Origin of the sequence: Variovorax sp. 38R, from assembly GCF_014843395.1 — a bacterium.
GTDB lineage: Bacteria > Pseudomonadota > Gammaproteobacteria > Burkholderiales > Burkholderiaceae_C > Variovorax > Variovorax paradoxus_H.
The window spans coordinates 6097553-6122204 of the sequence record NZ_CP062121.1; the positions used below are offsets into that span (position 1 = coordinate 6097553).

Below are 24652 nucleotides of genomic sequence, written 5' to 3' on the forward strand. Positions count from 1 at the left end.
TCAGCCGGCGCGCTGCTTCGCGATGACGAGCAGGCCGTCCATGATCAGGCTCTCGACCAGTTCGAAGTCGCCGTTCATGGCGGGCGCCATCTTCCAGCCCGCGCCCCCGGTCATGAAGCAGGCCGGCTCGGCGCCGCAGTGCGAGCGCACGTGCTGCACCATGCGCTCGACCGCGCCCGCGATGGCGTAGGTGCCGCCGCTGGTCAGCGCGTCGCTGGTGTTGGTGGGAAATTCGCGCACCTCGCCGGTGGGCACGTGCAGGCCCGCCGTGCCCGATTCGAGCGCGCGCAGCATGATGCCGTGGCCCGGCAAGATGAGGCCGCCCAAAAACTTGCCGCTGGCATCGATCGCCTCGACGGTGACGGCCGTGCCGATCAGCACCACCACCATCGGCCGCTCGGGCCCTTGCGTCAGCATGCGGTGGCGCGCGCCGATCATCGCCACGAAGCGGTCGGCGCCCAGCCGCGTCGGATGGTCGTAGCCGTTCACGATACCGGCCTCGCCTGCGCTCGACACCACCCAGCGCGGGGTGCAGTCGAAGCGTTCGGTGATCTGTTCTTCGGCGCGCCGTCGCAAGGTGTCGCCGGCCACCACGCAGCCCAGCATGGAGCCGGGCGCGGGCAGGTCGGCCCAGGGGCCGTCGGCCAGGCGTTCGATGTGGTCGAGAAACTCGGCACCATGGGCCTGCAGTGCCGCTCCGGGGAAGGCCCCCTCGTAAAGCGCCCACTTGAGCCGGGTGTTGCCGATGTCGATGGCGAGGAAGGGGGAAGACATGCGCGCGATTATTGCGACTTTGTTGCTATTCCTGCTGGCGCCTCTTTGACAGTCGCGGTGTGGGCCTACGTGGACGGGGTCGGTTCGGCCGCTACATTCGCCTTTTCCATCCACCACGGCACAAGGAGAACACCATGGGATTGCTCAGCTTCATCAAGGAGGCCGGTGAAAAACTGTTCGGCGGTTCGTCGGCCGAAGCGGCCACACCCGATGCGAACACGGCAGCCGCCGCGGCCATCAAGACCTACATCGAGACGCAGAACCTCGGCCTCACCGCCTTCGAGGTGACCTACGTTGCAAGCAGCGGCGTGGTCACCCTCGCCGGCCAGGCGCCCTCGCAGGAAGCCAGCGAAAAAGCCTCGCTGGCCGCGGGCAACGTGGCCAACGTGACGAGCGTGGACAACAACCTCGTCGCACCGGCCGCACCGCCGGCCCAGTACCACGACGTGGTGCGCGGCGACACGCTCTCGGCCATCTCGAAGAAGTACTACGGCGACGCCAACAAGTACAACGCGATCTTCGAGGCGAACAAGCCGATGCTGTCGCACCCCGACAAGATCTACCCGGGCCAGAAGCTGCGCATTCCGGCACTCTGACCGCGACCGGATCAAGCCTGGCGCGCCTGTGCATCGCTAGGCGCCGTTCTGCCGCCAGGCCCCTGGCGACACGCCGTACTCCCGCTTGAATGCGCGGTTGAAAGCGGCTTCCGATTCGTAACCCACGCCTTCGGCAATGCGCGCCAGGTTGCCCTGGTCCTTGCGCAGCATGCCGGCGGCCAGGATCATGCGCCAGCGCGCGAGGTAGTGCATGGGCGGCGCACCCACCAGTTCGGTGAAGCGGTCCGCCAGCACGCTGCGCGAGGTGTGGATCTCCTGCGCCAGGGCGTCGACCGTCCAGTTGCGCGCGGGCTCGGCGTGCATCAGCGCCAGGCAGCGGCTCACGTGGGGGTCGCGCAGGCCCGCCAGCCAGCCGGGGTTGTTGGCAGGCATCGATTCGATGTAGCCGCGCAGCACTTCGGTGAACAGCACTTCCGCCACCTTGGCGGCGACCATCTCCGAGCCGGGCGTGTGCAACGGCGCATCACCCAACACGAAGTCGACCGACTGCTCGATCCACGGGCCCGCCGGCCTGCTGCGCAGCGGCGTGGTGAACAGACGCGGAATGTTCGACATGACGGGATGGGGCGCATCGCCTTCGTATGCGAACCAGCTGCAGACCAGCACCGTGCGATCGCCCTGGCCGCCGTAGCGGATGCGCTCCAGCTCGGGCGCCCTCGGACTCACGACATGCGACATGTCCACGGCCGCATGGTGCAGGCCGCTGCCCAGCACATGCGCGTCGCCGTGCGGCACGGCGATCACTTCGCCGGCGTGCGCGTGGATCGGCGCCTCACCGTCGACCTCGGCCCAGCATTCGCCTTGCAGCACCAGGTGGCAGATGGCCAGCCGCTGCGCACCGGGCCTGAGCAGTTGCGCGATGTGCGCGCCCTTGGGTACCTTGAAGCACCAGGGTGCATACATGTCCCCGTTCAGGAACAGCGCGCCCTCCAGGCGGATGGTCCGCAGCACGTCCGACAAGACATCCATGGTCACCTCCCGGCAAGCGAGGGCGGGGTTTCGGTCAACAAGTCCGGCGAGGCGGGCAATGCAGAACGGCTGCGCGTTGGCACCATAGGCACTGGTCGCCTTCGACCGATTCTAGACAGAGGAGTACGTCATGCCCAAGTTCGTTATCGAGCGAGACATCGCCGGCGCCGGCAAGTTCACCCCGGCGGACCTGAAAGCCATCTCGCAAAAATCCTGCGGCGTGCTCAACAGCATGGGCACCGACATCCAGTGGATCCACAGCTACGTGACGGACGACCGGATCTACTGCGTCTACCAGGCGACCGACGAGGCTCTGGTGCGCCGGCACGCGGAGCTCGGTGGTTTTCCGGCCAACCGTGTGGACCGGGTGTACAGCGTGATCGACCCGGCCACGTCCGAGTGAGGCGAGCGGCGCTCTCTAGTTCTGGCGCCAGGGCAGCCCGCGCTTGCGCCAGCCGCCGATCAACCCGCGGTGCCCGCTCTCGTCCGGGTTGCCCTCGAAGCCTTCGAGGATGTTGTAGGCCTGCGCGCCCAGCTCGGTCGCCCGCTTCGCCGCGGCGATCGAGCGCACACCGCTGCGGCACAGCAGCACCAGCTTCTTACCGCCCTCTGCAGCGGCGCGCACGCCGTCGTCAAAGGCCGGGTTGAGCGCCATGCCGGGCCATTGCTTCCAGGCCAGCGGCACGGCGCCGGGCACATAGCCCACCCATTCGCGCTCGGCATCGGTGCGCACGTCGACCAGCACGGCCTCGCCGCTGGCCATCCATTGCGCCGCCTGCTCGGGCGTTACGTCACCGGCGTAGCCTTTTTCTCTAACGGGTTCGCTCATGCTTGCGTTTCTTTCCAATTTCTAGGGTTAGCCCGGAGCCTTTGGCGGTTCGGGGCGATCGATCTGCACGCCAGATGATGGAATTTTTCACCGGTTCGTGAAAACCCTGTTTGTCACAAGGTGTGGCGCGCCAAAGATGGGGGTCGCGGCCTGTCGAAACCATAACGTGAAGACGACGGCCTGGGTGTTCCGGTCAGAGAACTTATGGAGAGAGACACATGACAGACAGCAAATCGCCCCGCCGTCGCAGCCTTCTCAAAGGCGCGGCAGTGGCTGCAGGCGCCATGTCCGCGCCGATGGTCAGCATGGCCCAAACCACGTCGCTGCGTTTCCAGAGCACCTGGCCGGCGAAGGACATCTTCCACGAGTACGCACAGGACTTCGCCAAGAAGGTGAACGACATGGCGGGCAACCGCCTCAAGATCGAAGTGCTGCCCGCCGGCTCGGTGGTGCCCGCCTTCCAGCTGCTCGACGCGGTGGCCAAGGGCACGCTCGACGGCGGCCACGGCGTGGTCGCGTACTGGTACGGCAAGAACTCCGCGCTCGCGCTGTGGGGTTCGGGCCCGGGCTTCGGCATGGACGCCAACATGGTCCTGGCCTGGCACAACTACGGCGGCGGCAAGGCGCTGATCGACGAGATCTACAAGAGCCTGAACCTGGACGTGGCGTCGTACCTGTACGGCCCCATGCCCACGCAGCCGCTGGGCTGGTTCAAGAAGCCGGTGGCCAAGGTCGAGGACATGAAGGGCCTGAAGTTCCGCACCGTGGGCCTGGCGGTGGACGTGTTCACCGACATGGGCACGGCCGTGAACCCGCTGCCCGGCGGCGAGATCGTGCCGGCGCTGGACCGCGGCCTGATCGATGCGGCCGAGTTCAACAACGCCTCGAGCGACCGCGTGCTGGGCTTTCCCGACGTGGCGAAGAACTGCATGCTGCAGAGCTTTCACCAGTCGGGCGAGCAGTTCGAAATCCTGTTCAACAAGGCCAAGCTCACGGCGCTGCCGACCGAGCTCAAGTCGATCATCGACTACGCGGTGCAGGCCGCGAGCGCCGACATGAGTTGGAAGGCGATCCAGCGCAACTCGCAGGACTACATCGAGCTCAAGAAGGCCGGCATCAAGTTCTACAAGACGCCCGACGCCATCCTGCGCGCGCAGCTGGCCTCGTGGGACAAGACGGTGGCCAAGAAGTCGGCCGAGAACCCGATGTTCAAGAAGGTGCTCGACTCGCAGAAGGCCTTTGCCGAGCGCGCGGGCCAATGGCAGAACGACTACACGGTCGATTTCAAGATGGCCTACAACCACTACTTCGGCGCCAAGGCCAAGAAGGCCTGAGGCCATCCGCCGACTCGAGGGCACCCGCGCGGTGCCCTCCTTGCTTGCCTGTCCGCGCGGCACCGCCCGCAGCGAGGAGCCCCTTTCGATGCAATCTTTCCTGTTGGCCGTCGACCGGTTCTCGACCTGGATCGGCAAGACGTTCTCCTGGTGCGCGCTGCTGCTCACGCTGCTCATCAGCTGGGAGGTGTTCTCGCGCTATGCGCTGAACCGTCCGCACGCCTGGGTGCTCGACGCCCAGATCATGTTGTACGGCGCCATGTTCATGACCGCCGGCGCCTACACGCTCTCCAAGAACGGCCATGTGCGCGGTGACGTGCTCTACGGCTTCTTCCGCCCTCGCACGCAGGCGCTGGTCGACCTGGTGCTCTACTTTCTGTTCTTCCTGCCCGGCATCATCGCGTTGACCTGGGCGGGTTGGGTCTATGCGGGCGAATCGCTCGCCATCCGCGAGCAGACCTTCTCGGCCGAGCCGCTGCCGCTGTATCCGTTCAAGTACATCATTCCGCTGGCCGGCTTCACGCTGCTGCTGCAGGGCGTGGTCGAGATCATCCGCTGCGTGCAGTGCATCCGCACCGGCGCCTGGCCGTCGCGCGAGCAGGACGTCGAGGAAGTCGACGTCGAGAAGCTCAAGGAGATGGTGCACGTGAAGGACGAAGACATCGCCGCGCTCGACCGCGTGGTGGTGGCCAAGGAGGCCGCGCGATGAACATCCGCCGCGAACTCTGGTTCGGCCTGTCGTTCATGGCCCTCATCGTCATCGGCGCGGCAGCCATGCTGCTGAGCGCCGACACCATCACCAACGGCCACCTGGGCCTGTTGATGCTCTCGCTCGTCGTGGTGGCGATCATGCTGGGCTTTCCCACGGCGTTCACGCTGATGGGCATGGGCATGCTCTTCACCTGGCTGGCCTACGACCGCGACTGGCACCGCACGCTCGACCTGATGGTGCAGTCGGCCTACAAGACCATGGCCAACGACGTGCTGATCGCCGTGCCGCTGTTCGTCTTCATGGGCTACCTGGTGGAGCGCGCCAACCTCATCGAGTCGCTCTTCAAGAGCCTGCACCTGGCGCTCGCGCGGCTGCCGGGCGCGCTGGCCGTGGCGACGCTGGTCACCTGCACCATCTTCGCCACCGCCACCGGCATCGTCGGCGCGGTGGTCACGCTCATGGGCCTGCTGGCGCTGCCGGCCATGCTGCGCGCGGGCTACAGCGTGCCGCTGGCCGCGGGCGCGATCACGGCGGGCGGCTGCCTGGGCATCCTGATTCCACCGTCGGTGCTGCTGATCGTGTACGGCGCGACCGCGGGCGTGTCGGTGGTGCAGCTGTATGCGGGCGCCTTCTTTCCGGGGCTGATGCTCGCGTCGCTGTACGTGGTGTACGTGATCATCATCGCGTGGTTCAAGCCGCAGTGGGCGCCGCCGCTGTCGCAGGCCGAGCGCGTGGTGCCGCTGCCGCCGCTGTCGCAGCGGCTGGCCGACAGCCCCGCCGCACACGCGGTGGTCGGACTGCTCAAAGGCCGCCGCAACGCCGACGTGCCGTTCTCGCATGTGCTGAAGCAACTGGGCATCGTCGTGATGCCCGGCGTGCTCTTCCTGCTGGCTGCGGGCCTGAGCTACCAGTCGGTGACCACTGTGGAAGCACAGGCGCGCTACGAGATCCAGGAGATCGGCGCGGCCGGAACGGCCGGCGGCGAAAGCAGCGCGGGCGGCTTGCAGGAGCCCCCGTCGAACGACAGCCTGAAGGAACCGCCTCCCGAAGGCGGACTGCAGGAGCCACCGTCGGAAGAAACGCCCGCGCCGGCCGCCTCTTCTTCGGGTCCGCTGGCGGAACCACCTGGTGCCGCTGCCGAAGCCGCCGCACCTGCAGCCGCTGTCGCGGAACCGCCGGCCGCCGCATCGTCGGCCCCGGCCGAAGGCGCCACGGTGCGCCCTGCGCCGACCTGGTGGTGGGTCACCTTCGCCGTCTTCGGCGCGATGGTCACGCTGTTCTACCTGTTCCTGAGTTTCGCGCGGCTCGAGATCTTCAAGATGCTGCTGGCCTCGTTCTTCCCGCTCGTGCTGCTGATCCTCTCGGTGCTGGGCTCGATCGTGCTGGGCCTGGCCACGCCGACCGAGGCCGCCGCCATGGGCGCGCTGGGCGGCATGCTGCTGGCCGCGGCCTACCGGCGGCTCAACCTCACGGTGCTGAAGGAATCGGTCTTTCTCACGGCCAAGACCTCGGCGATGGTGTGCTGGCTCTTCGTCGGCTCGGCCATCTTCTCGGCGGCGTTCGCGCTGCTGGGCGGCCAGGCGCTGGTGGAACAGTGGGTGCTGAGCATGAACCTCACGAAGGTTCAGTTCCTGATCCTGAGCCAGGTCATCATCTTCCTGCTGGGCTGGCCGCTGGAGTGGACCGAGATCATCGTGATCTTCATGCCCATCTTCATCCCGCTGCTGGACAACTTCGGTGTCGATCCGCTGTTCTTCGGGCTGCTGGTGGCGCTGAACCTGCAGACGGCCTTCCTGTCGCCGCCGGTGGCGATGGCGGCCTTCTACCTGAAGGGCGTGAGCCCGTCGCACGTCACGCTGAACCAGATCTTCCTGGGCATGCTGCCGTTCATGGGCATCCAGGTGCTGGCGATCGTGCTGCTGTACATCTGGCCGCAGATCGGGCTGTGGCTGCCGCAGCTGCTGTACAAGTAAGCAGACGGCTCCGGGCGCCGCTCAACGGCGGCGCTCGATCACTTCGAACAGGCCCATGCCCAACAGCATGGCGCCCACGAAGACCAGCGCCTTGACCTCGCCCGAGCCGAGCGAGACCAGCGCGGGCCCGGGGCAGAAGCCCGCGATGCCCCAGCCGACGCCGAACAGCAGGCTGCCGCCGACCAGGCGGCGGTCGATGTGGCGCAGGCTGGGCAGCGTGATCGGCCCGCCGAGCAGCGAGTCCTTGCGGCGGCCCGCCAGCAGGAAGCCGACGGTGCTCACCGCCACCGCGCCGGCCATCACGAAGGCGAGCGACGGGTCCCAGGCTCCGCCCAGGTCAAGAAAGCCCAGGATCTTGGCCGGATTGGCCATGCCGGAGACGATGAGGCCGAGCCCGAAGACAAGGCCGGCGAGCAAAGAAGCAATGGGGGTCCACATGGCAGTCTCCGGGTTCACAGATTCAACAGGTGGCGCACCACGAACACCGTGGCGAACCCCGCGGCCATGAACGCCAGCGTGGCGACCAGCGAGCGCGGCGACCGCCGCGCCAACCCGCACACGCCGTGGCCGCTGGTGCAGCCCGCGCCATAGCGCGTGCCCACGCCCACCAGCAGGCCGGCCAGCGCGAGCGTGCCGTAGCCCGCGTCGATCTGTACCGCGGGCAGCGCGGTGAACAGCCCGTAGACGAGCGGCGCGCCGACCAGCCCGAGCACGAAAGCCGCGCGCCAGGTCACGTCGCCCTTCATGGGCCGCAGCAAGCCGCCCAGCACGCCGCTGACGCCGGCGATGCGCCCGTTGAGCAGCACGAACATCGCCGCGGAAAGTCCGATGAGCACGCCGCCGGCCAGTGCGGCCCAGGGCGTGAAATGAGGCCAGTCGATGGTGGGCATCTTCAGTTCTCCTTCGGACAGTAAAGGCGGTACAGCACCGCGAGGATTTCGAGCAGCGCGGGGTCGGCCACGCTGTAGTGGATGTTCTTGCCTTCGCGGCGCGTGGTCACCACGCCTTCGGTGCGCAGCACCGACAGTTGCTGCGACAAGGTGGGCTGGCGGATGCCCAGCGCGCTTTCGAGATCGCTCACGCACATCTCGCCCTGCGAGAGCTGGCACAGCAGCAGCAGCCGGTCTTCGTTGGCCAGCAGCTTGAGCACGGCGACCGCCTGGCCGGCCGCGCCTCTCAACTGCGCGGGATCGATGACGAGAGTGGAAGCCTTCATGGGGAGATTGTCAGTTCGTGAACTTATATTCTATCAACTCATATAATATTGATCGCTTGAATGAGCCTCAGACCTCGTTCGCGAAAGGAATGTCCATGACCACGCCCCGCGCCACCACCCAGGCGTTCTTCGACCCCGCGACGGGCACGGTGTCCTACGTGGTGTGGGACCCGGCCACGAAGCACGCCGCCGTCATCGACCCGGTGCTCGACTACGACTTCCGCTCCGGCCACACCGACACCGCCTCGGCCGACCGCCTGCTGGCCTGCGTGCGCGCGCAGGCCTTGCAGGTCGACTGGATTCTGGAGACCCACGCGCACGCCGACCACCTCTCGGGCGCGCGCCATGTGCAGTCGCAGGCCGGCGGGCGCATCGCCATCGGCGAGCGCATCCGCACGGTGCAAGCCACCTTCCGCCACCTCTACAACCTGGAGCGCGACTTCCTGCCCGACGGCAGCCAGTTCGACCACCTCTTCAAGGACGGCGAGCGCTTTCGCATCGGCGAGATCGAGGCGCAGGCCCTGCGCGTGCCCGGCCACACACCGGCCGACATGGCGTACCTCGTGAACGACGCGGTCTTCGTCGGCGACACGCTCTTCATGCCCGACCTGGGCAGCGCGCGCGCCGACTTTCCGGGCGGCGACGCGCGCGAGCTCTACCGCTCGATGCGCCGGCTGCTCGCGCTGCCGCCCGAGACCACCGTGTACGTCTGCCACGACTACCCGCCCGCCACGCGCGAGCCCCGCTGGCAGAGCACCGTGGCGCAGCAGCGCGCCCACAACATCCACGTGCGCGACGGCATCGGCGAAGACGAATTCGTGCGCATGCGCACCGCGCGCGACGCCACGCTCGAAGTGCCGACGCTGATCCTGCCGTCGATGCAGGTCAACGTGCGCGGCGGCCGGTTGCCGCCGCCCGACGACAACGGCGTGGCCTACCTGCGCATTCCCTTGAACACCCTGCCAGGCCATCGCGGCCCCGCCACGACGGCCTGAAGGCGCTGCTGACTAGCTAGCGCCGCCGCTCCACATACGGCCGCGCCTGCAGCAACACGATCTTGTCGCCCACCGTCGCCCACTCGATGTCCTGATCGACCGCATTGAACGTGCGCTTCACCGCCGCGCCCACGTTCGCGAGCCGCACCACCAGTTCGTCGGTCAGCACGTGGCGGCCCACTTCCACGGGCACTTCCTTCACGCCGCCGTCCTTGTCCAGCTGCAGCGCCGTCTCTTCGGCCGAGCGGCTGAGCACCTGGATGGCTTTGGACCAGCTCGAATACATCACCTGCTCCGCCACGCGCTTGCCCTCGACCACGCGGATGCCGATGCCGCGCTTGGCCGAGATGTAGGTGACGTGCGGGTGGCCCGCGTCGAAGGGGTCGCGCGTGATCATCACGCCGGCGTTCGTCGAGTCGATGGCGGTCTGCACGAAGACGCCCATCAGCACCGACTCGGCGCCGAAGCCCGCGGCGCTGCGCGCCTCCCAGGCCTCGGGGTTGAAGACCGAGGCCCAGACCTTCTTCACCGCGAGTTCGAGCGCGTCACCGGTCTTCACGTTGGGCACCGTCGTGTAGAGCCCCGCGCCGCTGAAGCCCGGCAGGTCTTCCGAGTTGGACGAGCTGCGCACGAACACGCCGCCGCCGCCCAGCTGCGATTGCCACGCGGCGCGCCACGCCGCCGCGGTGCCCGCCTCGACGGGCCACTGCACGATCTCCTCGCGCAGCTGCGCCAGCGTCTTCAGCCGCACCTGCGGGTCGCCCGCGAAGCCGGGCTGCTGCTGCATGCGCGCGATGCGCTCGGCCAGCCCGTTCGATCGCATGAAGCGGTCGTAGTGCGCAAACGGAATGCAGAAGCCGTCGGGCACGGTGGTCGAGGGAATGCGCGCGGCCAGCACGGCGCCGAGGTTGGCCGCCTTCGAGCCGCACTGCACGCTGTTTCGCGCGCGCAGCGAGGCCAGCGGCAGCAGGCGCGTCTCGCGCAGGTCGGGCTTCGCGGCCTTGCTACCGGGCAGCGCGCCGGTGGCAGCGGCACGCACGGCGCGCGGCGGCAGCGCGGCTATTTCTTCCGCCGTGAGGCGGCGCAGCTGGTAGCCCGAGGCCGCCACCTTCAGCGCCACCCACTGGCCCGCGTGCTCGCGCAGCACGGATGCGGCATCGCGCACATAGGCGTTCGGAATGCCCCAGCCCTTGGCCAGCAGGTTGACGTGCGACAGCGCCGTGGACGGCCGCTCGGTCAGCACGCCGGCCACCGGCGGCAGGTTGATCGGCACCTCGCGCAGCACGGCGATGTCGTCGGGCAGCAGCGCATTCAGGCCCGAGGCGTCGTTCACGATGCGCACGCGGCCCGTGGCGGTGCCGAGGTTCATCGGCAGGAAGGGCTGCTCGCGGATCAGCGCCTCCTGGCTCACGAAGTCGATGCCGGCCTCCTTCGCGATGCGCTCGTGCAGCGTGGAGTTCGTCTTGAACTTCACCGGTGCGAAGAAGCTGGCCTTCACCTGCGCCTCAGCCTCGCGCAGCAAGGGCACCGTGAGCCGGTCGCCTTCCCAGAACTCGTAGGTGAAGGTGCCGATGTTCTGCTGCCAGCTCAGCGTGCCGAACAGAAAGCGCCGGTCGGGCACGAGGTAGTTGCGGTCGATCTCGCGTTTGACCGTGTTCGGCGTGAGCCGCGTGTCGCGCAGGAAGCGCACATGCAGCTGAAAGCGCGGCGTGTCGATGTAGTGCATGCGCGCCGGCCTGGCCTGCCGATCGATCGCGAACAGCACGTGGGCCAGCTGCATCGGCGTGCCGGCGTCGTAGACGCGCGCCAGCGTGTCGAAATCGCCCTGGCTGCGCAACGCCGGCAACGAGGCCGGCACGGCGGGGCGGGGCACCAGTTGCGCGGCGGGCCCTTCGGGCTGCGGCTGGCTCTGCTGTTGGTAGTACGACGGCTTGCGCGCGAGCTGCGCGCTGGCGGTCAGGCAGACGAGCGCCAGCGCGCACAGGGCCGCGCCCTTCTGCGGCCATCCGGCCCCGATACGGAGGATGTTTCTATGGCTGTGCGTGTTGTTCTTCATGAGGCCTCGGACTCCCGTTGCGACGAGCGCGAATTCTCGCTCGCCGCCGGCCCTCAAGCCCCGCCGCGAGCACCGCCTTCGCCCGGCCGCTACAGTCGGCCGCAAGGAGTGTCTTTCCCATGCAACCATTCGATTTCGACCTCTTCGTCATTGGCGGCGGCAGCGGTGGCGTGCGCGCCGCGCGCATGGCGGCGCAAACGGGCGCGCGCGTCGCATTGGCCGAGGCCGCCGAGCTCGGCGGCACCTGCGTCAACGTGGGCTGCATCCCGAAGAAGCTCTACAGCTACGCCGCCGGCTATGCCGAGGCCTTCGAGGAAGCCGAAGGCTACGGCTGGAAGCTGCCCGAGGCGCCGCAGTTCGACTGGGCCCACCTCAAGACGCAGCGCGCCAAAGAGATCGGCCGGCTCAACGGCATCTACGGCTCGCTCTTGAAGAACTCGGGTGTCACGCTCGTCACCGGCTGGGCGCAATTGGTCGACGCCCACACCGTGGAAATCGACGGCAAGCGCCACACCGCGCGCCACCTGCTCGTGGCCACCGGCGGCACGCCCTTCGTGCCCGACATTCCGGGCCGCGAACACATCGTGACCTCCGACGCGATGTTCGACCTCGACCCGTTCCCGAAACGCCTGCTGGTGGTGGGCGGCGGCTACATCGCCTGCGAGTTCGCATCGATCTTCAACGGCCTGGGTACGAAGGTGACGCAGCTGCACCGCCGCGCCCACCTGCTCACCGGCTTCGACGACGACGTGCGCCAGTTCCTCGCGCACGAGATGGGCAAGGCCGGCGTCGACGTGCGCCTGAACTGCGAGGCCTCGTCGATCGCACGCGGGCCCGATGGGCTCGTGGTCACGCTCGCGCGCGGCCAGCAGATCGAGGCCGACACCGTGCTCTTCGCCACCGGCCGCGTGCCCAACACGCAGGGCCTCGGCCTCGAGGCCGCGGGCGTGAAGGTCGACGACAAGGGGGCCATCGCGGTCGATGCGCACTACCGCACCTCGGTGCCGTCGATCTACGCGGTGGGCGACGTGTCGACCCGCGTGCAGCTCACACCGGTGGCGCTGGCCGAGGCGATGGTGGTGGTCGATGCGCTGTTCGGCAAAGGCAAGCGCGGCATGGACTACGAGTTCATTCCCACCGCCGTGTTCACGCATCCCAACATCGGCACCTGCGGCTATAGCGAGATCGACGCGCGCGCGAAGTTCGGCGAGGTCACCGTGTTCTCGAGCGAATTCAAGTCGCTGCGCCACACGCTCTCGGGCCGCAGCGAACGCACCTTCATGAAACTCGTGGTCGACAAGAAGAGCGACCGCGTCGTCGGCCTGCACATGGTGGGCGCGGACGCAGGTGAAGTCGTGCAGGGCTTTGCGGTGGCGATGCGCGCGGGTGCGACGAAGGCGCTGTTCGACAGCACCATCGGCATCCATCCCACCGCTGCTGAAGAGTTCGTGACGATGCGCGAACCAATGCCCGGCTAGACGCCGGCCTGGGGCTGCTTGCCTTCGAGCAGCTTCACCATCACGAACAGCACGCGGTTCGCCGGCGTGGGCACGCCCAGCGCCTCGCCGCGCCGCACGACCAGCCCATTGAGGTGATCGATCTCGCTGCGCTTGCCGCGTGCGAGGTCTTGCGCGGTGGACGAATACTGCGACGGCATCGACTGCGCGATGCCGCGAAGGGCCGCATCGGTGTCGCCCGGAATGACGAGACCTTCGGCCTTCGCCACCGCAAGGCATTCGGCGACCACGTCGCGGATCACGTCGCTCACGCCGGTGCCCTGCACGAGTTCGCCGTAGGGCAGCTGCGACACCGCCGACAGCGCGTTGTAGGCGCAGTTGAGCACCAGCTTGGCCCACAGCGCGCCGCGCACGTTGTCGGAAATCTGCGTGGGCACGCCGGCGGTGATCAGCGCCTGCGCGACCTCGTCGCTGCGGCGCGACGGCGCGATCACCAGTTCGCCGCGGCCGTGGTGCTTCACGTGGCCCGGCCCGGCCATCTCGGTGGCGACGTAGACCACGGCAGCAGCCACGTCGTGCGACGTCAACACCGATCGCACGCGCGCGTCGTTGTCGACGCCGTTCTGCAGCGTGAGCACCAGCGCGTCGGGCGCGAGGTGCGGCTGGATCTGTGCGGCGGCCGATTCGGTGTCGGTGGACTTCACGCAGAACAGCACGAGGTCGGCGCCCTGCACCGCGCCCGCATCGGTGCTCGCATCGAGCGGCACCTGCACATCGAAGGTCTTGGTCTCCAGCCGCAGCCCGTTCGCGCGCACCGCCTCCACATGCGAGGGCCGGCCGATCAGCACGACCGCGTGGCCTGCGCGCGCCAGCATGGCGCCGTAGTAACAGCCGACCGCGCCGGCACCCATGACTGCGACTTTCATTCCTTCACCTTCCTGCATTCGTTGAGCGGAAACCATCGAGGTTAATCACTTCGCGCCCGGCGCGCCGGGGCGCGCGCCGAAGCACGACACCGCCGCGCGGCGACCGCCCACGCGTCACGCCCGCACTGCACAATGACGCCATGCCCTACATGCCCACCTTCGTCGCTCCCGCCCGCTTCACCGACGCCGCCGAGGCGCTCGACCAGGTCAAAGCCATCTACCAGGGCGGGCTCGCCCACCTGCGCGAATCGATGCTGCGCTTTGTGGCCGGCGAGGCGCTGCCGGGCCGGGTGCGGGCCTGCTACCCGTTCGTGCGGGTGCACACGCACACGGTGTCGCGCCACACGCCGCCGGCCAACGCCGGCCTGAGCTACGGCTTCGTGGCCGGCCCCGGCCGCTACGAGACCACGCTGACGCGGCCCGATCTGTTCTCACGCTACTACCTCGACCAGTTCCGCCTGCTGCTCGAAAACCACCAGGTCGAGCTCGAGGTGGGCACCAGCACGCAGCCCATTCCCATCCACTTCTCGTTCGCTGAGAACGACCACATCGAAGGCACGATGAGCGCCGAGCGCCGCGCCCTCATGCGCGACGTGTTCGACCTGCCCGACCTGGGCGCCATGGACGACGGCATTGCCAACGGCACCTTCGAGGCGCTGCCCGGCGAGCCGCAGCCGCTGTCGCTGTTCACGGCGGCGCGCGTCGACTACTCGCTGCACCGCCTGCGCCACTACACGGGCACGGCGCCCGAGTGGTTCCAGAACTTCGTGCTGTTCACCAACTACCAGTTCTACATCGACGAGTTCGTGCGCCTGGGCCACGAAGCCATGGCCGACGAGAACAGCGAGTACATCGCCTTCATCGAGCCCGGCAACGTGATCACGCGCCGGCGTGGGCTGGCCGCGGGCCACAGCGACACCTTCGCCCACCTGCTGGACGGCAGCCAGGGCACCGCGCCGCCGCGCCTGCCGCAGATGCCGGCCTACCACCTCGTGCGCGAGGACTACAGCGGCATCACCATGACGAACATCGGCGTCGGTCCGGCCAACGCCAAGACCATCACCGACCACATCGCCGTGCTGCGCCCGCACGCCTGGATGATGCTGGGCCACTGCGCCGGCCTGCGCAACACGCAGCAGCTGGGCGACTACGTGCTGGCCCACGCCTACGTGCGCGAAGACCACGTGCTCGACGAAGAGCTGCCGCTGTGGGTGCCGATTCCGGCACTGTCGGAAATCCAGCTCGCGCTCGAGCAGGCGGTGGCCGACGTCACGAAGTGCGAAGGACCCGAGCTGAAGAAGATCATGCGCACCGGCACCGTGGCCAGCACCGACAACCGCAACTGGGAACTGCTGCCCGCCAACCAGCCGCAGCGCCGCTTCAGCCAGAGCCGCGCCGTGGCGCTGGACATGGAAAGCGCGACCATCGCGGCCAACGGCTTCCGCTTCCGGGTGCCCTACGGCACGCTGCTGTGCGTGAGCGACAAGCCGCTGCACGGCGAGATCAAGCTGCCCGGCATGGCCAACCACTTCTACCGCGAGCGCGTGGAGCAGCACCTGCGCATCGGCATGCGCGCCATCGAGATCCTGCGCGAGGAAGGCACGACCCGGCTGCACAGCCGCAAGCTGCGAAGCTTCGCGGAAGTGGCTTTCCAGTAGGCTCCGACGCGTTTCCCCTTGCTTTTCCTTTGCTTTCCCTCAGGGTTTCTCCCTGTGAGGGTGAGGGCGTGTTGGCCTTGTTTCGCGGACATCATTGGCTGTCACGTACACAACCGGAAACACGATGCGCCCGTCTTCGCCACCTGCAGCCGCCCTTCCCCTGTCCCGCCGCCGTTTCGGCACCTGGCTGGCAGCCTCGGCCGCTGCCGCCGGTGCGGGCCAGGCCGCGCTGTGGGCCGGCAATGCGCGCGCGGCCGACGCGCCGCTGAGCAGCAAGCTGCGCATCGTCATTCCCGCGAACGAAGGCGGCGGCTGGGACCAGACCGGCCGCGCCCTCGGCGCCGCCCTGCTGGCCTCGGGCGCCGTGGGCACCGTCACCTACGAGAACATCGGCGGCAAGGGCGGCACCATCGGGCTCGCCAAGTACGTCGAGAAGTACGACGCCGACCCCGAGGCGCTGCTGGTCAGCGGCATGGTGATGGTCGGCGCGGTCGCGCTGCAGAAGCCCGCCGTCACGCTGGCGCACGTGTCGCCCGTGGCGCGGCTCACCAGCGACTACGAGGTGGTCGCCGTCAAGGCCGACTCGCCCATCAAGACCCCCAAGGACCTCATCGCCCAGCTGCGCGCCGATGCCGCCAACACGGTCATCGCGGGCGGCTCGGCCGGCGGCGTGGACCACATGTTCGCCGGCATGCTGGCGCGCGTGGCCGGCGCCTCGGCGTCGCTGAACTACCAGCCGCACCCGGGCGGCGCACAGGTGGTCGAAGCGCTCGAAACGGGCAAGGCCGCGGCCGGCATCTCGGGCTACAGCGAGTTCGCCGAGCACATCGCGAACGGCAAGCTGCGCGCCATCGGCGTGTCGTCCAAGCACCCGTTCCAGGGCATTTCGTCGGTGCGCCAACAGGGCGTGGACGCCGACCTGGCCAACTGGCGCGGCGTGATGACCGGCAAGAAGGTGCCGCCCTACCGCCGCGGCCAGCTGCTCGAGGCGGTGCAGCGCGCCACCACGCACGACCTCTGGCAGAAGACCATCAAGCGCAACAACTGGGACCCGTACTGGATGGCGGGGAAGGACTTCGAGAGCTTTCTCGAACTCGATACGGCGATGGCTGGCCCGCTGATCTATCTGCTGAAACTGAAGGCCTGAGCGCCTTCCCCCTCAGGCAAACAGCTCCGGCATCTCCCGCTGCGCCTTCGGCGTCAGCGTGAGCGCGCGTCCGTCGAGCTCCTGCCGCACCCAGCCGCGCCGCAGCGACAGCTGCAGCCACGCGGCCCCGAGTGCGCCGCCCAGGTGCGGGCGGCGTTCGCTCCAGTCGAGGCAGGCGCAGGCGAAGCGGCGGCGTGAACGGCGCACGGCGTCGACCTCGACGCCCAGGCTTTCCAGCGCGATCGCGCCGTCGGGCGTGAGTTCGTACGAGCCGCTCTCCAGTCCGCTGAGCCAGCCCTGCGCATGCAGCCGATCGTGCAGCGCGACGCCCGCGGTGCCGGCCATGTGGTCGTAGCAGGTGCGGGCGCTGCGCAGGCGGCTCGGCGTGTTCGGCTGGAAGGCGGTGGCCGCAGGGCGCGGCGCGCCGGCCACCACCATGAGGCTTTCGAGCGCGGCGGCCACGTCGTCGCTGGCCAGGCGGAAGTAGCGGTGCTTGCCTTGCACGAGCACCTCGACCAGCCGCTCTTCCTTCAGGCGCGCGAGGTGCGCGCTCGCGGTCGAGGCCGCCACTTCGGCGACGGTGGCGAGTTCGGTCGCGGTGCGGGCGTGGCCGCCCATCAGGCAGTTCAGCATGCGGGCGCGCGCCGGTTCGGCGATGGCGCCGGCGAGGCGGGCGAGCTGGAAGTCGGAAGCGGTGGTGTCGTCCATGCGGCCATCCTAAAGCGACGCCGCATCCTACACTTCGTTCGCGACCGAAGTGTGTCGGCGGCTGCGAACGCACACTGCGCGCCATGACCACCGCTGTGCTCCCTTATCACCCCGCCGACCCGGTCGCCGCCGCCACGCATGCCGACCCGTACCCGTACTACGCCACGCTGCGTGATGGCCCGCCGCTCGCGTGGCACGACGGCTTGCGCGTGTGGGTTGCGAGCCGCGCCGATGTGGTCACGCAGGTGCTGCAGGCCCACGGTGCGCTGCGCGTGCGCCCCGCCGCCGAGCCCGTGCCGCGCGCGATCGTGGGCAGCCCGGCCGGCGAGGTGTTCGGCCACCTCGTGCGCATGAACGACGGCCCGGCGCACCAGGCGCACCGGCCGGCGTTGCAGCGCGCGCTGGCGGGGCTCGACCGCCATACGGCACACGCCGCCGCGATCAATGCGGCGCGGCAGTTGCCCGCGCACACGCAGCTCTCCGATGCGCTGTTCTCGCTGCCCGTGCGGGCGATGGCGCACCTGCTCGGCTTCGACGACGCGTCGCTGCCGCAGGTGGACCGCTGGATGCGCGACTTCGTCGCCTGCCTCTCGCCACTGTCGAACGCCGATCAGTTGCAGGCAGCGAGCGCGGCGGCCGGTGAGCTGATGCCCCGCTTCGAAGCCCTGAGCGCGAACGCCTCGCCGCGCGACGGCACGCTGCTGGCGGCGGTGCTGGCCGAAAGCGCCGCGAGCGCGCCGCTCTCACGCGCGCTGCTGGCGAACCTCGTGGGCTTGCTCTCGCAGACCTGCGACGCTACGGCGGGCTTGCTGGGCAACAGCCTGATCGCACTGGTGCGCGAGCCCGCACTGCGCCCGCTGGCACGCACGCGCGACGGGCTGCTCGCGATCGTCGAAGAAACGGCGCGCCACGACCCGTCGGTGCAGAACACGCGCCGCTTCGCGATCGAGCCCATCGAGATCGCCGGCACCTCGCTGGCGGCGGGCGATGCGGTGCTGGTGCTGCTGGCCTCGGCGCACCGCGACCCGGCGTTCAACCCCGAGCCCGATCGCTTCATGCCCGTGCGTGCCCAGCGCCGCCTGCTTGGTTTCGGCCACGGCATGCATGCGTGTCCCGGGCAAGCGCTGGCTTGCACGCTGGCCGCTACTGGCCTTGAAGCGCTGTTGCGCCAACGAAGCGCACCCGATCTCGATGCGCTCAGGTGGCACTACCGGCCGTCGGTCAACGGACGCATTCCCGTCTTCGACTGAGTCAGTGCGCGGCCCAGCGCCCGGTGCCCGCCAGGTGCGGAGACAGCGCGGCCTCGCCCCAACGCAGCGGCAATGCGGCCGGACGGCGCAACGCGCGCGTGACATGAAAGCGCATCAGCCGCTCCGCGCCCTCGAACGCCGCCACCTCGGGGCCGTCCGTGACGATCTCCGCCGTGGCGCTCAGGTGCAGCAGCTCGCCGGTGTCGAAATCGACGAACAGCAGGCCCGCGCGCGGGTGCGCCTGCAGGTTGCCCAGCGTGTTGAAGAAGCGGTTGCCGTTGAAGTCGGGCACCGTGAGCACGCCGCCCGCATCGACGCGCACGAAGCCCGGCCGACCGCCGCGGTGCGACACGTCGACACCGTGCGAACGCACATCGGCCTCGTCGCCGACCGCCGCAGCGTCGGGATACGCCGTGGCGATGAACAGCGTGTCGGCGGCACCGATGAGCCGTTCGGCCGCGAGATCGAGCGTGTCGAGCCACTGCACCGCAGGCTCACTGGCCGGCGGTGCCGCAAACACCGGCTCGCGCGCCTGGATGTAGCGCGGGCAATTGCCGAAGCTCTGCTGCACCTCGACCATGAAACCGGCCGCATCGAGCGCCTCGACTGTGCCGTTCATGCGGTTGCGCCGCCGCGTGTGCGGCTGGATGCCCAGCAGCCCCAGCGTGGCGCCGGGCGCAAGCTGGCCCGTGAGCGGATCGCCGGCGCCCGGCAGCGCATCGATGCGCAGGTGCGTGGCGTCGGGCGAGTGCGCAAAGCCCGCGGGCGCCGCGAGCATGCTGGCCCACGGCTGCAGGTCGGCGTCGAGGCTGCCAACGACGAGGAACGGCAGCAGCGAAAAGAACTCGCGGTGCTGGTCGGGCATGTAGTCACGGATCACGCGTGGCCCGATGGCCTCCATCTGCTCGCGCGAACCCACGAGCGACTGCAGCGCGCGCTCGCCCGCGTGGAATGGTGCGGCGATCATGCGACCGCCGCCAGGCCGACCGGTGTGCGCACCATCGGCACGAACCCCGGCAAGGCTTCGACGCGCGCCAGCCAGGCGCGCAGTTGTGGATACGCGTCGAGCGACACGCTGCCCTCGGGCGCATGGGCCACGTAGGCGTAGTTCGCGATGTCGGCCAGCGTGGCCGACGGACCCGCGAGGAAGGCCTGGCCGGTCAGGCAGGTCTCCATCACGGCGAGCAGCGCGTGCGAGCGCTTGACGGTTTCGGTCGGGTCGGTGTCCAGGCCGAACAGCACCATCACGCGCGCCGCCGCAGGCCCGAAGGCCAGCGGGCCGGCCGCCACCGAGAACCAGCGCTGCACGCGCGCCGCGCCCACCGGGTCGCGCGGCATCCAGCGCGCCGGGTCGGCGGCATAGCGTTCGTTGAGGTACACGAGGATGGCGTTGGAGTCGGCCAGCGTGACGTCGCCGTCCTCGATCACCGGCACCTGGCCGAAGGGGTTGCGCGCCAGGAATTCCGGCGTGCGGTGCTCGCGCTGGCGCAGGTTGAGCTCGACGATCTCGAAGGGCAGGCCGAGCACCGTGAGAAAGAAACGCACGCGGTGCACGTGGCCCGAGATGGCGTTGCCGTAGAGCTTGATGGGCTGGGCCGGCTGACGGGCGGTGGTGATCGTGTTCTCGGTCATGAAGAGTCCTTCAGGTGGGTATGCCCTCGATTCTTCTCTCTTCCACCAAATGAATGAATAGCCTTTGCCGGATTTGACTGCTGCGTTTTCCGGTTTAATCGCACCATGGATCGCTTCAAAGCCATGCAGACCTTCGTGCAGATTGCCGACCAGGGCAGCCTGACCCGCGCCGCCGAGGCGCTCGGCAGTTCGCTGCCCGCCGTGGTGCGCGCGCTCGCCGCGCTCGAGGCGCACCTGGGCGTGCGCCTGTTTCACCGCACCACGCGGCGCCTGTCGCTCACCGAAGAGGGCCGCCACTACCTGCCGAGCGCGCGCGAGGTGCTGCTCGCGGCCGACGCCGCCGACCAGGCACTGAAGGCCGAGGCGCGCGAGCCCTCGGGGCAACTGGTCATCACCGCGCCGGTGCTGTTCGGCCACATGTACGTGGCGCCCGCCATCGTGCGTTTCATGCAGCGTCATGAGAAGGTGCGCTGCAGCGTGCGGCTGCACGACCGCACGGTGAACCTGCTCGAAGAGGGCATCGACGTCGGCATCCGCATCAGCCCGCTCGAAGACTCGTCGCTGGTGGCGCAGACGCTGGGCACCATCCGGCGCGTGGTGGCGGCCAGCCCCGCGTTCCTGGCGCAGCACGGCGTGCCGCGCCATCCGCGCGACCTGGCCGGTGTGCCCTGCGTGCGCGGGCGCATTGATGCACCGCCGCAATGGGCGTTCCGCGATGGCGGCAAGACCGTGTACGTCACGCCCGAGAACCGCCTCGAGTTCAACCACCTCGCGCCCGCCATCGAGGCCTGCGCCGCGGGCATGGGCTTCGGCACTTTTTTCTCCTACCAGGTGCTGCCGTATGTGGCGCAGGGTCGACTGCAGCTGGTGCTCGAAGACTACGAGCCCGCGCCCCGGCCCGTGAGCGTGATCTACCCCAACGCGCGGCTGCTGCCGGCGCGCACGCGGGCCTTCATCGACTGGATGAAAACCGAGTTCAGCGGCTTGCGCATGTAGCGGCTGCGCCAATCGGCGGGCTGCGTCAGAATGGCCGCGTGCCATCTCCCACACCCCCCTCCTCGCCCTCTTCTTCCTCTTCCCCGTTGTTCCAGGTCCGTGGGCTGCGCAAGCGCTACGGTGAGACCACGGTCGTCGACGACCTCTCGTTCGAGATCGCGCCTGGCGAGTGCCTGGGCGTGATCGGGCCGAACGGCGCAGGCAAGACCACCACCATCCGCATGTGCCTGGGCCTCACCGCACCCGACGGCGGCAGCATTGAGGCGCTGGGCCTGCAGATGCCGCGCGACGCGCTGGCCATCAAGGCGCAACTGGGCGTGGTGTCGCAGTTCGACACGCTCGACCCCGACTTCAGCTGCGCCGAGAACCTCGTGGTGTACGGCCGCTACTTCGGCTTCAGCAAGGCCCACGTGCGCGCACGCGTGCCGCAGCTGCTGGAGTTCGCCGCGCTCTCGCACAAGGCCGACGCCAAGCCCGGCGAGCTGTCGGGCGGCATGCGACGGCGCCTGTCGCTGGCGCGTGCGCTGGTGAACGACCCCAAGTTGTTGCTGCTCGACGAGCCCACCACCGGGCTCGATCCGCAGGCGCGCCACCTGATGTGGGAGCGGCTGCAGGTGCTGCTGCAGCAGGGCAAGTCGATCTTGTTGACCACGCACTTCATGGACGAGGCCGAGCGTCTGTGTTCGCGCCTGTTGGTGCTCGACCACGGCCGCAAGATCGCTGAAGGCCGTCCGCGTGACCTGATTGCCGAGCACCTGGAGCCTGACGTGGTGGAGGTGTATGGCAACGGTGCGCTGTCGCTGGCGGGCTCTGCCGAGCTGCAGGCTTTGGCTGCGCGCGTGGAGGTGAGTGGTGAGACCGTGTTCTTCTACACGCAGGATGCGCGTCGTTTACTCGACGCGTTGACGCAGCACGGCGGGCTGCGGACCTTTCATCGGCCGGCCAACCTGGAAGACCTGTTCCTCAAGCTCACTGGCCGGCAGATTCGCCAGGATGGCTAGGCCCTCTTTTATGAACACGACCACTGCTTCTTCTGTTTCTCCCGAGACACCTGTACCGCCTTCACCCTCTGTGTGGCGTGCGCCCGAGCTGTCGATGCGATGGTGGCCGGTGTTTCTACGCAACCTGCTGGTGTGGCGCAAGCTCGCGCTGCCGAGCCTGATCGGCAACATCGCGGAGCCGTTGATCTGGCTCGTGGCTTTTGGCTATGGCATGGGCGCACTCGTCGGGCAGGTGACGGTGGATGGCACGCAGGTGCCGTACATCCTGTTCCTGGCGAGTGGGTCGATCTGCATGAGTGCGATGAATGCGGCGAGCTTCGAGGCGCTGTATTCGGCGTTTTCTCGGATGCATGTGCAGAAGACGTGGGACGGGATCATGAATGCGCCGGTGGGGCTGGATGACATCGTGCTCGCCGAGATGCTGTGGGCGGCGTTCAAGTCGATCTTTACTGTGACTGCGATCTTGTTTGTGATGTTGGGGTTGGGGATCAGTCACAGCCCCAAGTTGATCGTGGCTTGGATGGTGTTGATTGGGTGTGGGATCACGTTTTCTTCTGTGGCGTTGATCTTCAATGCGTTGGCTAAGGGGTATGACTTTTTTACCTACTACTTCACGTTGTTCATGACGCCGATGATGTTTTTGAGTGGGGTGTTTTTTCCGTTGGAGCAACTGCCTTCTGCTGTGCGTGCTGTGGCTGCCTGGTTGCCGTTGACGAATGCTGTTGCTTTGGTGCGGCCGTTGTTTATGGATCGGTGGCCTGAGGGGTGGTGGGTGCATGCGGGGGTGTTGGTTGTGTATGCGGTTGTTGCTTTCTGGGTTGCTTTGGCTTTGACTCGGAAGAGGTTTCGGGGGTGATTTTTAGGTAGCTGGTCTGGTTTGCTTTCCGAGGCCGGGACTCGCCCCGGCGGGCGACCTACTTTTCTTTGCTTCGCCAAAGAAACGTAGGCAAAAGAAAGGCGACCCTACTGTCTGCGTCCCTGCGCTTCGCTACGGGCAACCTGCGGTGCTCACGTTTCGCGGGGTCTCGCCCAAACTCGCTTCGCTTGTATGGTTGAGGTGCTGGGGTGGAGGGACTCGCTTCGCACTCGGCCGCGGCAGCGGACCGACAGTCTTGAGATTTCTCCCGCCCCACCTTCCAACGTCGATTAGGAACTGAGCGGAGTCCCGTTGTGAACGGGACGACCGCCGATCTGGACGTAAGCAAACGTGGTCGGTGGGCTGCACCCCAGCTTGGCAAATTGTCCGACTGGAGGTGCTGTCATGCAAGAACCCACCCTGTTCATCGGCGTGGATGTTTCCAAGGCCGAGCTGGTCGTTTCGCTGGGGCCTGAACACCGACCTCGCAGCGTTGGCAACGACGCGACCTGCATTGCCAACTGGCTGGCAGAGGTGCCGCCCGGCGCCCTCATCGCGATGGAATCGACAGGCCGGTATCACGGCCTGCTGGCTCATCTGGCGAGTCAGGCCGGTCTGACGGTGTACGTGCTCAACGCGCGCGACGTGTACTTCTACGCCCGGGCCCTGGGCACCCGGGCCAAGACCGACGGCGTGGATGCTGGGGTCATTGCCCGCTATCTGGCCGAGCACCATGAACATCTGCATCCCTGGCAGCCTGCCAGTTCGGTGCAGCAGCGGCTGCAGGACCTGCTCACCCGTCGGGCACAGCTGGCGACGCAGCGCTCGGCCTTGAAGCAGATCGTGAGCGGCGTGGATGTTCGAGACATCGATGCCAGCGGCGTGTACGACGCCGTGGATGGCTTGCTGGGCGCGATGGACGAGAAGGTGCAAGAGCGGATCGCCAGTGATGCACGACTGCGTAGCGGATGCCAGAGATTGCGCACGATCACGGGCATCGGTGCGCAGACGTCGGCGCTGCTGGCGACGTTGTTCAGTCGCTTCGAGTTCGCCAATGCGGATGCGCTGGTGGCGTACTGCGGGCTGGACCCTCGGCCCAATGACTCGGGCACCAAGCGTGGCAGACGTCGCTTGAGCAAGAAGGGGCCGTCGCTGTTGCGCCGGCAGATCTACCTGGTGGGCTTCTCGGCGAGTCATAGCAAGGCGCTCAAGCTGTTGTACGAGTCGATCAGGGCCAAAGGCTTCGCGAGCACGGAGGCTTTCGTCATCCTGGGACGCAAGCTGCTGCGCGTGGCGTTTGCGCTCTGGAAAGGTGATGGCGCGTTCGATCCGGCTCGTCTGATGCCTACAAACGACTTGCAAAAAACATAGAACCTCAAACAGCTGCGAGCCCTGATCCGCGAAACGCTGCGCTCCTCGGCGCATACAGAGGGGTTGGGAAACCAGCGTGCCATCGCTGCGCTCGGCCACGAAGCCGCCGCAGGCGCTTCGCGCCTGCGGCGGTTGGAATTTGCATTGGCTGTTCCCAGGCCGAGCGAAGCAAAGG

The 24652-nt window shown here is 68.0% G+C and carries 25 protein-coding genes; 14 read left to right on the forward strand and 11 right to left on the reverse strand.

From position 1 onward, the window contains the following. Complete coding sequence (locus tag IG196_RS28335) at positions 1 to 774, reverse strand: type III pantothenate kinase (protein ID WP_101491350.1); 774 nt, start codon at positions 772 to 774, stop codon at positions 1 to 3. A gap of 134 nt (positions 775 to 908) precedes the next feature. Here IG196_RS28335 and lysM point away from each other — a divergent pair, with 134 nt between their 5' ends. Next, positions 909 to 1370, forward strand: a complete 462-nt coding sequence (lysM, locus tag IG196_RS28340) for a peptidoglycan-binding protein LysM (RefSeq protein WP_099793573.1) — start codon at positions 909 to 911, stop codon at positions 1368 to 1370. A 36-nt stretch (positions 1371 to 1406) separates the two neighbouring features. Here the strand turns inward: lysM and IG196_RS28345 are convergent, their stop codons facing one another. Continuing rightward, complete coding sequence (locus tag IG196_RS28345) at positions 1407 to 2360, reverse strand: AraC family transcriptional regulator (RefSeq protein WP_192193938.1); 954 nt, start codon at positions 2358 to 2360, stop codon at positions 1407 to 1409. A 130-nt stretch (positions 2361 to 2490) separates the two neighbouring features. On the opposite strand from IG196_RS28345, the gene IG196_RS28350 reads away from it, so the two are divergent. After that, positions 2491 to 2763, forward strand: a complete 273-nt coding sequence (locus IG196_RS28350; RefSeq protein ID WP_101491353.1) for a DUF4242 domain-containing protein — start codon at positions 2491 to 2493, stop codon at positions 2761 to 2763. A gap of 15 nt (positions 2764 to 2778) precedes the next feature. Here the strand turns inward: IG196_RS28350 and IG196_RS28355 are convergent, their stop codons facing one another. Next, positions 2779 to 3189, reverse strand: coding sequence for a rhodanese-like domain-containing protein (locus tag IG196_RS28355; protein WP_192193939.1), 411 nt, complete (start codon positions 3187 to 3189; stop codon positions 2779 to 2781). A gap of 218 nt (positions 3190 to 3407) precedes the next feature. Between IG196_RS28355 and IG196_RS28360 the strand changes: the two genes are divergently transcribed. The 3 genes from IG196_RS28360 (at position 3408) to IG196_RS28370 (ending at position 7208) form a co-directional block, all read left to right on the forward strand. Next, entirely contained in the window at positions 3408 to 4523 is a 1116-nt protein-coding gene (locus IG196_RS28360) for a TRAP transporter substrate-binding protein (protein WP_099793581.1), read from the forward strand. Positions 4524 to 4611: 88 nt separating this feature from the next. Then, positions 4612 to 5232 carry a TRAP transporter small permease subunit gene (locus tag IG196_RS28365; RefSeq protein ID WP_101491356.1) on the forward strand — a complete coding sequence of 207 codons (621 nt, stop codon included), beginning with the start codon at positions 4612 to 4614 and terminating at the stop codon, positions 5230 to 5232. Beyond that, positions 5229 to 7208: a TRAP transporter large permease gene (locus tag IG196_RS28370; RefSeq protein ID WP_192193940.1), complete on the forward strand. Its 1980-nt coding sequence runs from the start codon at positions 5229 to 5231 to the stop codon at positions 7206 to 7208. The genes IG196_RS28365 and IG196_RS28370 overlap by 4 nt, the downstream gene beginning before the upstream one ends. 21 nt (positions 7209 to 7229) lie before the next feature. On the opposite strand, the gene IG196_RS28375 is transcribed toward IG196_RS28370, so the two are convergent. Genes IG196_RS28375 through IG196_RS28385 form a run of 3 tightly spaced genes read right to left on the reverse strand, consistent with a single transcriptional unit; the run spans position 7230 to position 8424 of the window. After that, on the reverse strand, positions 7230 to 7646 hold the full coding sequence (locus IG196_RS28375) for a YeeE/YedE family protein (RefSeq protein ID WP_101491358.1): 417 nt from the start codon (positions 7644 to 7646) through the stop codon (positions 7230 to 7232). A 14-nt stretch (positions 7647 to 7660) separates the two neighbouring features. Then, positions 7661 to 8098 (reverse strand): YeeE/YedE family protein, encoded by a 438-nt coding sequence (locus IG196_RS28380; protein WP_192193941.1) that lies wholly within the window; start codon positions 8096 to 8098, stop codon positions 7661 to 7663. Positions 8099 to 8100: 2 nt separating this feature from the next. Next, the gene (locus tag IG196_RS28385) at positions 8101 to 8424 is read right to left on the reverse strand and encodes an ArsR/SmtB family transcription factor (protein ID WP_192193942.1); all 324 of its coding nucleotides are present in this window, start codon (positions 8422 to 8424) and stop codon (positions 8101 to 8103) included. A gap of 95 nt (positions 8425 to 8519) precedes the next feature. Between IG196_RS28385 and IG196_RS28390 the strand changes: the two genes are divergently transcribed. Next, complete coding sequence (locus tag IG196_RS28390; RefSeq protein ID WP_192193943.1) at positions 8520 to 9419, forward strand: MBL fold metallo-hydrolase; 900 nt, start codon at positions 8520 to 8522, stop codon at positions 9417 to 9419. Positions 9420 to 9435: 16 nt separating this feature from the next. Here the strand turns inward: IG196_RS28390 and IG196_RS28395 are convergent, their stop codons facing one another. Beyond that, a complete protein-coding gene (locus tag IG196_RS28395; RefSeq protein WP_225616834.1) occupies positions 9436 to 11475 on the reverse strand; it encodes a PEP/pyruvate-binding domain-containing protein in 2040 nt (679 codons plus the stop codon). A gap of 119 nt (positions 11476 to 11594) precedes the next feature. On the opposite strand from IG196_RS28395, the gene gorA reads away from it, so the two are divergent. Beyond that, positions 11595 to 12953: a glutathione-disulfide reductase gene (gorA, locus tag IG196_RS28400; RefSeq protein WP_192193944.1), complete on the forward strand. Its 1359-nt coding sequence runs from the start codon at positions 11595 to 11597 to the stop codon at positions 12951 to 12953. Here gorA and IG196_RS28405 read toward each other — a convergent pair. Then, positions 12950 to 13858 (reverse strand): ketopantoate reductase family protein, encoded by a 909-nt coding sequence (locus IG196_RS28405; RefSeq protein WP_192193945.1) that lies wholly within the window; start codon positions 13856 to 13858, stop codon positions 12950 to 12952. The two genes, gorA and IG196_RS28405, sit on opposite strands and share 4 nt — an antisense overlap. A 140-nt stretch (positions 13859 to 13998) precedes the next feature. Between IG196_RS28405 and IG196_RS28410 the strand changes: the two genes are divergently transcribed. Further along, entirely contained in the window at positions 13999 to 15516 is a 1518-nt protein-coding gene (locus tag IG196_RS28410; protein WP_192193946.1) for an AMP nucleosidase, read from the forward strand. Between the two features lie 124 nt (positions 15517 to 15640). After that, the gene (locus tag IG196_RS28415) at positions 15641 to 16663 is read left to right on the forward strand and encodes a Bug family tripartite tricarboxylate transporter substrate binding protein (RefSeq protein WP_180838972.1); all 1023 of its coding nucleotides are present in this window, start codon (positions 15641 to 15643) and stop codon (positions 16661 to 16663) included. A 12-nt stretch (positions 16664 to 16675) separates the two neighbouring features. Here the strand turns inward: IG196_RS28415 and IG196_RS28420 are convergent, their stop codons facing one another. Then, positions 16676 to 17371, reverse strand: a complete 696-nt coding sequence (locus IG196_RS28420) for an ArsR/SmtB family transcription factor (protein WP_192193947.1) — start codon at positions 17369 to 17371, stop codon at positions 16676 to 16678. Between the two features lie 83 nt (positions 17372 to 17454). Here IG196_RS28420 and IG196_RS28425 point away from each other — a divergent pair, with 83 nt between their 5' ends. Beyond that, a complete protein-coding gene (locus tag IG196_RS28425) occupies positions 17455 to 18621 on the forward strand; it encodes a cytochrome P450 (protein ID WP_192193948.1) in 1167 nt (388 codons plus the stop codon). 1 nt (position 18622) lies between these two features. On the opposite strand, the gene IG196_RS28430 is transcribed toward IG196_RS28425, so the two are convergent. Then, positions 18623 to 19588: a pyridoxamine 5'-phosphate oxidase family protein gene (locus tag IG196_RS28430; protein ID WP_192193949.1), complete on the reverse strand. Its 966-nt coding sequence runs from the start codon at positions 19586 to 19588 to the stop codon at positions 18623 to 18625. Next, entirely contained in the window at positions 19585 to 20238 is a 654-nt protein-coding gene (locus IG196_RS28435) for a glutathione S-transferase family protein (RefSeq protein WP_225617106.1), read from the reverse strand. The genes IG196_RS28430 and IG196_RS28435 overlap by 4 nt, the downstream gene beginning before the upstream one ends. A gap of 120 nt (positions 20239 to 20358) precedes the next feature. Here IG196_RS28435 and IG196_RS28440 point away from each other — a divergent pair, with 120 nt between their 5' ends. The 4 genes from IG196_RS28440 to IG196_RS28455 all read left to right on the forward strand — a co-directional run bounded on the left by IG196_RS28440 (position 20359) and on the right by IG196_RS28455 (position 24477). Next, the gene (locus IG196_RS28440; protein ID WP_192193951.1) at positions 20359 to 21249 is read left to right on the forward strand and encodes a LysR family transcriptional regulator; all 891 of its coding nucleotides are present in this window, start codon (positions 20359 to 20361) and stop codon (positions 21247 to 21249) included. 38 nt (positions 21250 to 21287) lie between these two features. Continuing rightward, positions 21288 to 22250, forward strand: coding sequence for an ATP-binding cassette domain-containing protein (locus IG196_RS28445; RefSeq protein WP_192193952.1), 963 nt, complete (start codon positions 21288 to 21290; stop codon positions 22248 to 22250). A 10-nt stretch (positions 22251 to 22260) separates the two neighbouring features. Continuing rightward, positions 22261 to 23106: an ABC transporter permease gene (locus IG196_RS28450; protein ID WP_192193953.1), complete on the forward strand. Its 846-nt coding sequence runs from the start codon at positions 22261 to 22263 to the stop codon at positions 23104 to 23106. Positions 23107 to 23511: 405 nt separating this feature from the next. Then, positions 23512 to 24477 (forward strand): IS110 family transposase, encoded by a 966-nt coding sequence (locus IG196_RS28455; RefSeq protein WP_192193954.1) that lies wholly within the window; start codon positions 23512 to 23514, stop codon positions 24475 to 24477. The last annotated feature ends 175 nt before the right edge of the window (positions 24478 to 24652 follow it).

Coding starts and splice junctions, on each gene's coding strand:
- IG196_RS28415 (WP_180838972.1), top strand. CDS start 15,641: ATGCGCCCGTCTTCGCCACCTGCAGCCGCCCTTCCCCTGTCCCGCCGC.
- IG196_RS28425 (WP_192193948.1), top strand. CDS start 17,455: ATGACCACCGCTGTGCTCCCTTATCACCCCGCCGACCCGGTCGCCGCC.
- IG196_RS28375 (WP_101491358.1), bottom strand. CDS start 7,646: ATGTGGACCCCCATTGCTTCTTTGCTCGCCGGCCTTGTCTTCGGGCTC.
- IG196_RS28405 (WP_192193945.1), bottom strand. CDS start 13,858: ATGAAAGTCGCAGTCATGGGTGCCGGCGCGGTCGGCTGTTACTACGGC.
- IG196_RS28365 (WP_101491356.1), top strand. CDS start 4,612: ATGCAATCTTTCCTGTTGGCCGTCGACCGGTTCTCGACCTGGATCGGC.
- IG196_RS28370 (WP_192193940.1), top strand. CDS start 5,229: ATGAACATCCGCCGCGAACTCTGGTTCGGCCTGTCGTTCATGGCCCTC.
- gorA (WP_192193944.1), top strand. CDS start 11,595: ATGCAACCATTCGATTTCGACCTCTTCGTCATTGGCGGCGGCAGCGGT.
- IG196_RS28380 (WP_192193941.1), bottom strand. CDS start 8,098: ATGCCCACCATCGACTGGCCTCATTTCACGCCCTGGGCCGCACTGGCC.
- IG196_RS28455 (WP_192193954.1), top strand. CDS start 23,512: ATGCAAGAACCCACCCTGTTCATCGGCGTGGATGTTTCCAAGGCCGAG.
- IG196_RS28430 (WP_192193949.1), bottom strand. CDS start 19,588: ATGATCGCCGCACCATTCCACGCGGGCGAGCGCGCGCTGCAGTCGCTC.
- IG196_RS28440 (WP_192193951.1), top strand. CDS start 20,359: ATGGATCGCTTCAAAGCCATGCAGACCTTCGTGCAGATTGCCGACCAG.
- lysM (WP_099793573.1), top strand. CDS start 909: ATGGGATTGCTCAGCTTCATCAAGGAGGCCGGTGAAAAACTGTTCGGC.
- IG196_RS28335 (WP_101491350.1), bottom strand. CDS start 774: ATGTCTTCCCCCTTCCTCGCCATCGACATCGGCAACACCCGGCTCAAG.
- IG196_RS28345 (WP_192193938.1), bottom strand. CDS start 2,360: ATGGATGTCTTGTCGGACGTGCTGCGGACCATCCGCCTGGAGGGCGCG.
- IG196_RS28395 (WP_225616834.1), bottom strand. CDS start 11,475: ATGAAGAACAACACGCACAGCCATAGAAACATCCTCCGTATCGGGGCC.
- IG196_RS28355 (WP_192193939.1), bottom strand. CDS start 3,189: ATGAGCGAACCCGTTAGAGAAAAAGGCTACGCCGGTGACGTAACGCCC.
- IG196_RS28390 (WP_192193943.1), top strand. CDS start 8,520: ATGACCACGCCCCGCGCCACCACCCAGGCGTTCTTCGACCCCGCGACG.
- IG196_RS28450 (WP_192193953.1), top strand. CDS start 22,261: ATGAACACGACCACTGCTTCTTCTGTTTCTCCCGAGACACCTGTACCG.
- IG196_RS28385 (WP_192193942.1), bottom strand. CDS start 8,424: ATGAAGGCTTCCACTCTCGTCATCGATCCCGCGCAGTTGAGAGGCGCG.
- IG196_RS28350 (WP_101491353.1), top strand. CDS start 2,491: ATGCCCAAGTTCGTTATCGAGCGAGACATCGCCGGCGCCGGCAAGTTC.
- IG196_RS28360 (WP_099793581.1), top strand. CDS start 3,408: ATGACAGACAGCAAATCGCCCCGCCGTCGCAGCCTTCTCAAAGGCGCG.
- IG196_RS28420 (WP_192193947.1), bottom strand. CDS start 17,371: ATGGACGACACCACCGCTTCCGACTTCCAGCTCGCCCGCCTCGCCGGC.
- IG196_RS28410 (WP_192193946.1), top strand. CDS start 13,999: ATGCCCTACATGCCCACCTTCGTCGCTCCCGCCCGCTTCACCGACGCC.